Origin of the sequence: Methanofollis formosanus, from assembly GCF_019633745.1 — an archaeon.
Taxonomy (GTDB): domain Archaea; phylum Halobacteriota; class Methanomicrobia; order Methanomicrobiales; family Methanofollaceae; genus Methanofollis; species Methanofollis formosanus.
Map to the genome: position 1 here is coordinate 1,578,286 of NZ_CP037968.1, position 10,893 is coordinate 1,589,178.

Genomic DNA, 10,893 nt, shown 5'->3' on the forward strand with positions numbered 1-10,893 from the left:
CTATGAGCATCATTGAAGTCAAAAATCTGAAAAAGCTCTTCAACGGGAGAGAGGTCCTGCAGGGGATCTCATTCTCCGTCGAAAAAGGTGAGGTCTTCGGATTCCTCGGGCCGAACGGTGCCGGGAAGACCACGACGGTCCGCTGCGTCCTGGGACTTCTCCGTCCGGATGCAGGAAGCGCACAGGTCCTCGGCGGGGACCTGGGGGCCGACGATCCCCTGCGGCGGCGGATCGGCGTGCTCCTCGAGAACAACGGACTCTCGGACCGACTCACCGCACAGGAGAACCTCGACTACTTTGCCAGGCTCTACGACCTGGAGAACCCCGACGAGAGAGTTGCGGAGATGCTCGGGTTCGTCGGCCTCGAAGAGCGCAAGGACGGTCTGGTCGGCACCTTCTCGACCGGCATGAAACGGAAACTCGGGATCGCGCGGGCTGTCCTCCACGACCCCGAGGTCCTCTTCCTGGACGAACCCTCTTCGGGCCTCGACCCCGAAGCGCAACGGATGGTCCGCGATCTCATCCTCGACCTCTCGAAGAAAGAGGGGATGACCGTCTTCCTCAACTCGCACAACCTCGACGAAGTCCAGCGGGTCTGCACATCGGTCGCCATCCTTCACCAGGGGCGTATCCGGGCATTCGACACCGTCCAGAGACTTCGAGAAGGAGAAGAAGGCACCCATATCGAAGTCGTCCTCGGCGACCCGGACTCAGTCGGACGGGCCGCCGGGGTCCTGCGGGGCATGCCGGGCATCAAAGAAGTCGAAGAAGAGGGTGAGAGCGTCACCGCCGTTCTCACCGGCGAGAGCGCGGCAGCGGCGGTCAGGGCACTGGTCATGGCAGACTGTGCCGTGGAAGAAGTCAGAAAAGAACAGCAGTCCCTGGAAGAGATCTATCTTGCGGCCGTGCACCAGGCGGAGGGATCGGCATGAGCGGCGTCATGACCGTGGCCAGGAAAGAGATGAGGTCGATCCTCACGTCGAAACAGACAGTCATCTCCGGGATCGTGGTCGTCGTCATCTTCTCGTTGACGATGGCCCCGGCGGTCCTGACCCTCGGCGCCGCCGGGAATGCCTCGATCGACCAGGCGCTCTTTACGCTCCCGGTGATCGTCGGGGTCTTCCTGGGTTACATCTTCACCGGCCTGGTCTTCCTGCGCGAGAAGACCGAAGGCACCATCGAGACCCTCCTCTGCACCCCGCTCTCGCTCAGGAACCTCTGGGCCGGGAAGGTCATCGGGACGGTCGTCCCGGCCTACGCCCTCACGCTTGTCGGTGCTGCGCTGATCACGGGAGCGACCTCCGTCCTCGGCGGGAAGACCCTTCTCCCCTCTCTCCCGATCGTCGTCCATCTCCTGGTGGTGGTGCCGGCGTTCATCGCCGCCGCGGTGGGCGGCCTGGGTTTTGTCCAGTTCCTTCTCGGGATGAAGGAGAACCAGATCATCAATGTCATCATCATCTTCCTGGTGATCTTCTCCTTTTCACTCGTGAACGGGCTCATGGACCTGTCCATGGGGGTCGGGTGGAGGACGGTCGGTGTCCTGACCGCCGTCGCCGCGGCCCTCCTTGCCTTTATCGCCTGGGCAACGAGGTTCCTGAACAAAGAGCGGATCGTGACCACCATCCCGTGATGCCGGATGCAGACACGGATGCGTGAATATCGGGCCCGCCTCAGTCTCACCCAGGAAGAACTGGCTCGAAGGGTCGGGGTGCGGCGGGAGACGATCGTCTTCCTGGAGAAGGGGAAGTACAACCCCTCTCTCCGCCTTGCCTGGCGGGTCGCCCGCGAACTCGAGGCGCCGATCGAAGAGGTCTTCGTCTTCGGGAAAGAGGATCTCGAGTGAGGAATACGGAGAGAGCCCCGCGTCAACCGGGATCTCGGGAAGAAAACCCGTTGAGATCATCAGGCCTTTCCTGTCCGGGTTCTATCTTCGGGGTCGGGACGATGGAACAGCGTGATGATCCAGACATGCCGTCCCCCTTCAGATGATCTGCTCTGCCTTTTCGCAAGAGGAGAGGGGGGACGGCACGGAGCAGGATGATCCCGCTGAGAATTTATCGACCCTCTCCCGTCCCGCTCCAATCTTCGGGGCCATGAAAAGGAGACAGCGTGATGATCAGAACATCCGTCCCCCCATCACCGCATCTGTTCTGCCGTCTCGCGAGAAGATAGGGCGGGGGACGGCACGAGGTGACGTGCCCCTCTGCCCGACCTGCGGGAAGCGGATGACCTCCAGATCCTCGCAAAGAATGGTGCCGCGAAGGAGCCCCTTCACCTGAGCCCAAGAGCATAGGCCGCCGCACCCAGGAGCGGGGCGCGGCCACCGAGAGGACTGACCATGATCGCAGGGGTCGGGAGGTAGCGATCGAGATGTGGAACGATATGCCGGATCAAAAGATCGCCGTGGGCCTGTGCGATCGGGCCGTCCAGGACGATCATCTCGGGCGAATAGGCGATGATGATGTCTGAGAGGGCCCGCGCGTTGATCTCGCCGAGGGCGTCCATGAACGCACCGGCCAGCGGGTCGCCCCGCGCCGCCGCCCCCAGGATCCCCCGACTGGACGAGGTGTCAAAGGAAGGATTTTGAAGATTTTTTTTTGCCAGCCAGGCCGCGAAAAACCGGGGCATGCCGGTACCCGACGCATAGGCTTCCCAGTGCCCACGATGCCCGCACCCGCAGGGGAGGGCGTACCCGGCGTCCACAAAGAGATGACCGACCTCGCCGGCATTCCCGTCCCTGCCCAACAGAAGGCGCCCACCGACCACCGCACCCCCACCGATCCCGGTCGAGAGGGTCAGGTAGACCAGGTCGTCCACGCCCTGTGCGGCTCCGCGCCACCGCTCGCCCAGGGCCCCGGCCCGGCAGTCGTTGAGAAGCCTGACCGGCAGGCCGAACCGTTCGGAGAGCGGACCGACCAGCGGCACCTCATCAAAAGCCATGTTCGGCGAGCAGACGACCCGGCCGCCGACCAGGTCGAGGGGACCGGCCGAGGCCACCCCGATCGCCGCAGCGCGGGACTGGCCAAGGACCGAGGCGACCGCGTCCCCGACCGCCCGGGTCACCACCTCGCCCGACACCCCCTCTCGCGGGGTATCCCCCTGTACAAAACCACTCACACAGCCATCGGCGGTGACAAGGGCCGCACGGTAGTGAGTCGCCCCGAGATCCACCGCAATGACGGACGTACCTTCCATCCACCAGACCTTACCCCGCAGAGCATATCAGGGCTTTTGTCCTTCCATAAGAACTGCGACCGACTGTCTTAACCGGGGAAGCAGGGCGTCGCGGTTCTCCCTGGTCACCACCGTCACTTCCACGTCACGCCGGGCCTTCACCTCCTCGATGAACGGATCGCCGCGCAGCGCCACCGTCGCCACCACCGGGACGGGGCCGTCGAGGAGATCGGTCACCAGGTCCCTGAAACGCTCCGAGAGACACTCCATCCTTCCGATCTCGTCGATCACCACCAGACCGGTATCAGGCCGGTCGAAGGGCGTCCTCTTGAGGAAGACATCGAACGCCTCGAGATCGACGCCATACTGCCCGACACGGTGGTGGCTGATCGAGTGGATATGGGCAAAAAGTACCCTGCGGCCGTCAAAACCGACCAGTTCAAACCCGGTTCGCTCGCCCCGCTCCCGCATCTCCTCGGTATAGAATCCCACAACTCCCGGAAGACCCTTGACTGCCCGCCGCACCAGGGTCGTCTTCCCCGCCGCCGGCGCGCCGGTGACCAGCAGATTTTTCATGACACTGCCTCCTTGTGCCCTCTAAACATTCCTGGATACATCGATCACTTCTCCTCTTCTCTCCGGACCGTCATCTCGCACTGGCTGTCCCCCATACACCTGGCACGGACAAAACGCAGGCTATAAGCCGGGTTCAGGGCTTCGACCGCCGCAAGAGCGAAGGGCAGGCACCATGAGAACCCGGTCTCCCCACTGGCACCGGCCTCACGCAACGTCCCCTGGTGAGGACAACCTTTCATGATGAGAGTCGCCGTCTCATCAGATGTTTCCAGGACCGAGATCCTGAAGTCAGGCCCGAATATCATGTTCGTACCCGCCTTGAAGGCCTCGCAGACCTCTTCGGCGGTACCGGTCGGAAAACCGAAGGTCGCGGCGATCGCTTTCACCTCCTGTCCCAGGGCGTACCAGACCATCTGTTCCCGCTCTTCAGGAGTCCCTCTCTCATCCCTGAGCGCACGGGCGTACAGGGCCGGCAGGAGAGAGGCCGCACGCGCTGCAATCCGCCATCGCGCCATGGGCGGGATCTCCTCGATCAGGTCGCGCCCCACAGAGACCATCTCCGAGATCCGGCGGATCAGCGCCGCGGCTCGATCCTCATCTCACACCTCCGGTCGCCGACGCAGATCCCGCTCCGGTAGGTTACCTCATACTCTGGATTCAGCGCGGCCACCGCCGTCGCGGTGTATGTCCGGCAGGCCGGACAGAGCGACGGTGTCTCCTCACCGATCTCGCGGGCCCTGGAGACCATCGGGCATGCCGTCGTATACAACGCTGCACAATCCCGGTCCGCAGCGACCTTCATCTCACCCTGGAGTTCCGGCCCAAGAAGAAGTGTCGAAAGAGCTCCAAATGCACGGGCAACATCTCCAGCATCCCTGAGCGGAAAATTGAAGGCACGCGCCAGGCCTGCCTGACTTTTTCCGATCTCCTCCCAGACCTCCTCGTCCAGGTCCTCAAAGCCGTTCCCAAACCGTCTCCGCACCGCCCGGCTATATGCGATCGGAACTGCCGTCATCGCCCGCGTCGCAAGGCTCCAGCGGACCTCCGCCGGGATCTGGTTTATCTCAACCATCGCTCACACCTCAGCACCGTCACCTTCCGACGGTGCACCAGAGACATCTCGCACCGGATATAAATATTACCAGAAAATAAATAGACTCTAGCCGAACAGTCCCTTGAACCCGCTTCGAGGCCTCATCAGGATCTTCCTGTCCATCAAATCCCGTTCTCTCTCGATAATCAGATCATCCCGGCCGGACGAGTGAGATAGATATATATATTGGTTTTCAAGAACTCCCACGCCATACATATACCGGGGGAGACGTGAAGCATGCGTACCATACCACAGTGGGCAGGCATCGTGGTGATCGCCCTGCTCTGTTCAAGTGTCCTCATTGTCTCGGGAGTGGTGCCTTTCCTCAGACCGGCGGCAGTATACCCGTCCATCACGCCGGTTGCCGGAAACGACAACCTCGATCCCGCAGAATTCGTTTTTTCGTTCGAAAAAGAGCAATACCACCTGAAGATGCCGGTCGACGCCGCGGTGTACGGCGGCGCACGGGAAGGGTCGAAAAACGCCGTTCTCTACGAAGACCTCGCAGACGAGGTCTGGATGGCCGAATACTATCAGGCCTTTCTTGAAGACCCCCATCAGGAAGACCTGTACGTCGGACTCCTCAGAGCCTTCGAAAATGTGCGAGACGAGAAGAAACTCGACTCTGACCGGTACCTTGAGATGATCACCGCGTTCGTGCAGGCGATCCCGTACCAGGTCCATCCTCCCGACACCCCGCCAAAGTTCCCGATCGAGACCGTCGCCGAACGGAAAGGGGACTGCGACGATAAGAGTCTCCTGCTCGCGGCCCTTCTCTCCAGGGCGGGCTACGACGTTGTCCTCTTCAACTTCGTGGACGACGGCCACATGGCGGTCGGCGTGGCGAGCGACAGCAACACCTTCGGGCAGACCGGATACGCCTATATCGAGACGACCGACCGGAGTTTCGTCGGAGCCGTCCCTATCTCCCTCGCCGGCGGGGTGACCCTCACCGGGGAACCCCAGGTGATCGGGATCGGGAACGGGACCGCCAGATATCGCAGCAGTGCCGAGACCGCCTACATTATCGTACGAGAACAGGAGGCAAAAGAAATCGTCGGAGCACTCAATGAGGAGATCGCCCGCCGTTCCGAGGCACTCAGAAACCTCGAAGAGAGACTGCATGAAGAGAAGACCTCGATCACCGCCCTGCTCGAGACCGGAGACACTGCAGGCTACAACGCAGAGGTGATGCCGTTCAACAGGGACGTGAAGGCGTACAACCAGAACCTCAGTGCCTACCAGAGCGACGTGGAGCGGTACGACCTGATCGCCGGAGTCTACAACTACATCGTCGAGCACCGCCACGATCGGCCCGGCACCTATCAGTGGCTCCTCGACCACCCACTCCCGGCATAGACCGGTTCATGGCCCTGTGACCGGGCCCTCCAGATGACCCTGGAGATCTGGTTCCTGCGCTGGACCGTCGGGTATGCCTTTGCCCGCTGTGCAAGTGCAGAGAAAGTCGTGTCTTCCATATTCATGCTGGCGACGGGGAAGTATATGACCCTGGACCGGGCGCGGGGTGAAAGTGTTGCCAGGACACGATAACTGTATTTATCCCCGCCGCCTGACATACTCTGGAGAGATACCCATGCTCAAAATCGAGAACCTGAAGGTCAAAGTCGGGGACCGTGAGGTCCTTCATGGGATCGACCTTCAGATCAATGACGGGGAAACTCATGTCCTGATGGGACCGAACGGTTCCGGGAAGAGCACCCTCCTCATGACCATCATGGGGTTTGGCAACTACGAGATCACCGACGGGCGGATCGTCTACAACGGCAAGGACATCACCCACACACCCATTCACGAACGGGCGAAACTGGGTATCGGCATGTTATTCCAGCGCCCTCCCACCATCTCGGGCCTGAAACTCGGTAAACTTCTCCAGGCCGTATCCGGGGGGAAGACCGGCGACATCCCGGCCTTTGCCCGTGCGGTGAATATGGAAGGGTTCCTTGAACGCGATATCAATAAAGGGTTTTCAGGCGGGGAGATCAAGCGGAGCGAAGCCCTGCAGTTGATGGTACAACGGCCTGACTTCGTGATGATCGACGAGCCCGAGAGCGGGGTCGACCTGGAGAACATCTCGCTGATGGGCCACTCGATCGCCCAGCTCCTCCAGAAAGACCAGCACATCGTCAACCGCCAGAAGAGCGGCCTGATCATCACGCACACCGGCCACATCCTCAACTATGTCGAGGCCGACTTCGGCCATGTGATGATCGACGGCCAGATCAGGTGCCACGGGAACCCGCGCGAGATCCTGAATGTTATCAAGGTGAAAGGCTACAAGGAGTGCCTCGCATGCCAGCAGATATGAACGAGTTTTTCAGACTGCCCGAATCCGAGCGAGAACGGCTCACCGAGACCGGTCTTGAGGTCGGACTCGAGAACCGGTGCGGGAGTTTCTTCCAGATGGACCAGGAGATCGTCCAGACCACCTGCTCCAGCGAAGGAGTCGAGGTCATCGCCCTCCAGGACGCCCTCGAACGTTACGACTGGATGGAAGAGCGGTACTGGAACGCCGTCAAGAAGGACAAGGACAAGTACACAAAGTACGTGGCAAAACAGGAAAAACCCCGGGGCGTTGTTGTCATTGCCCACAAGGGAACTCGGACCGTCTACCCGATTCAGGCCTGCCTGTATCTCTCGGCCCAACCGGTCCAGACGGTGCACAACATCATGATCGCCGAGGAGGGCGCGGAGCTCCATGTCATCTCCGGGTGCGCGAGTGCCGCCGGGGCCAAAAGTGGTTCGCACCTCGGCATCACCGAGTTCTATGTCGGGAAAGACGCCCAGATCACCTCGACGATGATCCACAACTGGAACCCCCACATCTCGGTCTACCCGCGGAGCGCCGCCGTCGTCGAAGAGAACGGGGTCTTCCTCTCCAACTACATCTGCATGCAGCCAGTGTCACGGGTCCAGATGTACCCGGAGGCGCGGCTTGCAGAAAACGCCACGGCCAGGTTCTCGTCCATCGTCGTCGCCCACCCGGGCTCGCACCTCGACCTCGGTTCGCGCGCCGTCCTCCAGGGCAAGGGGAGCAGTGCCGAACTGCTCACCCGCGCGATCACCAAGGGCGGGACGGTCATCTCCCGCGGGCATGTGCAGGGCACGACCGAGGAGACGAAAGGGCACATCGAGTGCCGCGGGCTGATCCTGGAAGATGGAACCATCCACGCGATCCCCGAGATCGAGGGGCAGGTCACCGGCACCGAACTCACCCACGAGGCGGCGGTCGGCAAGATCGCCAAGGACGAGATCGAGTACCTGATGGCCCGCGGTCTCTCCGAAGAAGAGGCGACAGCGACGATCATCCGCGGCTTCCTCGACGTCAGGATCGAAGGACTGCCGCCGGTGCTCCAGCAACAGATCGACGCCGCGATCGACGCCGCAGAATCGGGGTTCTGAAGAAATGAGCGAGGAGTTCACGCATGAACGCCACCAGATGGTGGAACGCCAGATCCGGGCGCGGGGGGTATCGGACACCCGAGTCCTCTCTGCCATGCGCGATCTTCCCCGCCATCTCTTCGTTCCCCCCGGCCTGAGGGCGGCGGCCTACGGCGACCACCCCCTCCCGATCGGAAGCGGACAGACGATCTCCCAGCCATACATCGTCGCCGTGATGACCGAACTCCTTGAGGTTGGGCCTGAGGACAGGGTGCTCGAGATCGGGAGCGGGAGCGGGTACCAGGCGGCCATCCTGGGGAAACTGGCACGCGAGGTCTGGAGCATCGAACGCCTCCCCGAGATCGCCGTCATGGCGCGGCAGAACCTGGCAAAGGTCGGCGCCGAGAACGTCCATGTGGTCGCGGCGAACGGGACGCTGGGCCTCCCCGACCACGCCCCCTTCGACGCCATCATCATCACCGCCGGCACGCCTTCGGTCCCGCAACCGCTCTTTGATCAACTCGCCGACGGCGGGCGACTCGTCGCCCCGGTCGGCGGGCGCGAGCTCCAGTTCCTGGTCGTATACACGCGGCAGGGCGACGAGATCATCCACCGGTCCTGGGGGGCGGTCTGTTTTGTCCCGCTCATCGGGAGACACGGATGGGAGGAGCGAGACCTTGTTCTATGACGTCACCCGCGCCCTCACCGAAGATATCCTCATCTTCCCTGGCGGCGACCCGACGCCGGTCTTCAGGCAGGAAGATCACGGGGAGTATCTCCTCTCTCTCCTCTCCCTCTCGACACACACCGGCACCCACATCGACGCCCCTTCCCATTATCTGAAAAACGACCAGTCGATCGATCTGGTCGATCCGGCCAGCCTGATCGGGCGGTGCCGCGTCCTCGACCTCGGCGAGCAGACCGCCATCACACGGGCCGACCTGGAGGGACAGGTCGAGGAGGCCGACCGCCTCCTTTTCAGGACATGGTTCTCAGGGGAAACCGCGTTCGACCCAGAATTTCCCCACCTTACCCTGGACGCGGCATCTTTCCTCGTCGAACAGGGGATCTCCTGCGTCGGGATCGACTCCCCCTCCATCGAAGCCTATGACGGGGACGGTTCGGTCCACCGCACGCTCCTGCGCAATGAAGTGGCAATCATCGAACTCCTCGACCTCTCGGGCGTGCCCGAAGGCGACTATTATATGGCGGCACTCCCACTCAGGCTCAAAGGACTCGACGGGTCGCCGGCACGGGTGATCCTCTCCGACCAACCCATCTCATGAGGTGAACATGAATCTGATCGCATCTGCTGTTACCGAACTCAAAGAACAGATCAAAGACTCCGGGTGCGAGGACGGCATCGTCGCCCTTGCCCGGAACACAACCAGGCCGCTCTGCCAGTACCCACGGGGAGTCTGCGTGGAGGCCCGTTTCGGCGACCGAACCGGGCACGTCGTCACCACCGAACCCCTCGAGATCTCGACCCGCATCTCCTTCATGTACGGGGCCCCGCTCAAGCGCCCGGTCGAACGGACCGCGGCCTGTGCGATCATCAACGCCGTCACCGGGTTCTTCTGCATCAACCGAAAGATGAACGCCTGCGACCAGGCGCACCATGCCCCATGTCTCGCCGAACTCGCCGCAACGCTCGAAGGCAAACAGGCCTATCTCGTCGGCGAAGCAGAGGGGGTCGCCGAAGTGCTCGGAGCGTCGCTCACCGTCACACCGGAGGACGCCGACGTCCTCCTGGTCACCGGGCCTGGCATCATCTCAGACGAGGGGCTGGCGACGGTCGAGGCGGCCCGTGGAACAAAAGCGATGATCTTTCTTGGCCCGTCGACCGCAGGGGTGGCCACGGTCCTCGGGATCGAACACTGGTGCCCGTACGGGAACTGAACTTTTTCTTTTTCCTTTTCTTTTCCGCACTCCTGCGCCGGGGGTAAACCCTACGACGAAGATGGCCGAGGGGCGGCACCGGGCCCTCATGATCTTCACCTCTCCCGTGCGGGATCTATCTTCGGGGTCATGACAGCGGGACAGTGTGACGATCAGAATGTGCCGTCTCCCATCGCACGATCTTTCCTGTTGTCTCGCGAGAAGATAGGACGGGGGACGGCATGGAGTGTGATTCCTCCGAAAAAAGATCAGCCATCTTCCGTCCCACTTCTATCCTCGGGGTCACGACGAGGGAGCGGGTGTGGAGGTCACAACATGCCATCCCCTCATCACCGAATCTATTCTGTCTTCTCGCGTGAGGATAGGGCTAAACAAATTCCGCACCAAGAATCTTCTCTACCATTCTGTCTTCTCGCGTGAGGATAGGGCGGGGGACGGCAGGGTGCTTGATCCCCTGGAATAATAATCAGCCCGCTCCCGTCCGACATCTATCTTCGGGGTCATGACAACGTGACGGCGTCATGATCAGATCATGCCGTCCCCTCGTCACCAGATCTTTCCTGCCGTCTCGCGAGAAGATAGGGCGGGGGACGGCACGGGGCGTGTCCCCTCAGAAAATGGATCGGTGCTCTCCCGTCCAGGTTCTATCTTCGGGGTCATGACAGCGGGAAAGATGTGGTGATCAGAGTGTGCCGTCCCTGATCACCGGATCTCTCCCGCCGCCTCGTGAGAAGATGGAGCGGGGGACGGCA

General features: G+C 61.8%; 14 protein-coding genes. 10 read left to right on the plus strand and 4 right to left on the minus strand.

The window, feature by feature from the left end; all coding sequences use genetic code 11:
• Positions 1-2 precede the first annotated feature (2 nt).
• Genes E2N92_RS07140 through E2N92_RS07150 form a run of 3 tightly spaced genes read left to right on the plus strand, consistent with a single transcriptional unit; the run spans position 3 to position 1,843 of the window.
• Positions 3-932, plus strand: coding sequence for an ABC transporter ATP-binding protein (locus tag E2N92_RS07140; protein ID WP_220680522.1), 930 nt, complete (start codon positions 3-5; stop codon positions 930-932).
• Complete coding sequence (locus E2N92_RS07145) at positions 929-1,630, plus strand: ABC transporter permease subunit (protein ID WP_220680523.1); 702 nt, start codon at positions 929-931, stop codon at positions 1,628-1,630. The genes E2N92_RS07140 and E2N92_RS07145 overlap by 4 nt, the downstream gene beginning before the upstream one ends.
• 6 nt (positions 1,631-1,636) lie before the next feature.
• On the plus strand, positions 1,637-1,843 hold the full coding sequence (locus E2N92_RS07150) for a helix-turn-helix transcriptional regulator (protein ID WP_220680524.1): 207 nt from the start codon (positions 1,637-1,639) through the stop codon (positions 1,841-1,843).
• A 428-nt stretch (positions 1,844-2,271) separates the two neighbouring features.
• Here E2N92_RS07150 and E2N92_RS07155 read toward each other — a convergent pair whose 3' ends face one another.
• From E2N92_RS07155 to E2N92_RS07170, 4 genes are read right to left on the minus strand one after another with little or no spacing between them, the layout of a single operon-like run.
• The gene (locus E2N92_RS07155) at positions 2,272-3,195 is read right to left on the minus strand and encodes an ROK family protein (protein WP_220680525.1); all 924 of its coding nucleotides are present in this window, start codon (positions 3,193-3,195) and stop codon (positions 2,272-2,274) included.
• Positions 3,196-3,222: 27 nt separating this feature from the next.
• Complete coding sequence (locus E2N92_RS07160; protein WP_220680526.1) at positions 3,223-3,750, minus strand: nucleoside-triphosphatase; 528 nt, start codon at positions 3,748-3,750, stop codon at positions 3,223-3,225.
• A 44-nt stretch (positions 3,751-3,794) separates the two neighbouring features.
• Positions 3,795-4,265 (minus strand): L-2-amino-thiazoline-4-carboxylic acid hydrolase, encoded by a 471-nt coding sequence (locus E2N92_RS07165; protein WP_220680527.1) that lies wholly within the window; start codon positions 4,263-4,265, stop codon positions 3,795-3,797.
• A 59-nt stretch (positions 4,266-4,324) separates the two neighbouring features.
• The gene (locus tag E2N92_RS07170) at positions 4,325-4,822 is read right to left on the minus strand and encodes a hypothetical protein (protein WP_220680528.1); all 498 of its coding nucleotides are present in this window, start codon (positions 4,820-4,822) and stop codon (positions 4,325-4,327) included.
• 258 nt (positions 4,823-5,080) lie between these two features.
• Between E2N92_RS07170 and E2N92_RS07175 the strand changes: the two genes are divergently transcribed.
• The 7 genes from E2N92_RS07175 to E2N92_RS07205 are packed head-to-tail and all read left to right on the plus strand — an operon-like array spanning position 5,081 to position 10,141.
• Positions 5,081-6,202, plus strand: coding sequence for a hypothetical protein (locus tag E2N92_RS07175; RefSeq protein WP_220680529.1), 1,122 nt, complete (start codon positions 5,081-5,083; stop codon positions 6,200-6,202).
• 33 nt (positions 6,203-6,235) lie between these two features.
• A complete protein-coding gene (locus tag E2N92_RS07180; RefSeq protein WP_220680530.1) occupies positions 6,236-6,394 on the plus strand; it encodes a hypothetical protein in 159 nt (52 codons plus the stop codon).
• Positions 6,395-6,437: 43 nt separating this feature from the next.
• Complete coding sequence (locus E2N92_RS07185) at positions 6,438-7,169, plus strand: ABC transporter ATP-binding protein (protein WP_220680531.1); 732 nt, start codon at positions 6,438-6,440, stop codon at positions 7,167-7,169.
• Positions 7,154-8,263, plus strand: coding sequence for a SufD family Fe-S cluster assembly protein (locus tag E2N92_RS07190; protein ID WP_220680532.1), 1,110 nt, complete (start codon positions 7,154-7,156; stop codon positions 8,261-8,263). The genes E2N92_RS07185 and E2N92_RS07190 overlap by 16 nt, the downstream gene beginning before the upstream one ends.
• Positions 8,264-8,267: 4 nt before the next feature.
• Positions 8,268-8,930, plus strand: a complete 663-nt coding sequence (locus tag E2N92_RS07195) for a protein-L-isoaspartate(D-aspartate) O-methyltransferase (protein WP_220680533.1) — start codon at positions 8,268-8,270, stop codon at positions 8,928-8,930.
• Positions 8,920-9,528 carry a cyclase family protein gene (locus E2N92_RS07200; protein WP_220680534.1) on the plus strand — a complete coding sequence of 203 codons (609 nt, stop codon included), beginning with the start codon at positions 8,920-8,922 and terminating at the stop codon, positions 9,526-9,528. The genes E2N92_RS07195 and E2N92_RS07200 overlap by 11 nt, the downstream gene beginning before the upstream one ends.
• A gap of 7 nt (positions 9,529-9,535) precedes the next feature.
• Entirely contained in the window at positions 9,536-10,141 is a 606-nt protein-coding gene (locus tag E2N92_RS07205; RefSeq protein WP_220680535.1) for a hypothetical protein, read from the plus strand.
• Positions 10,142-10,893: the final 752 nt, after the last annotated feature.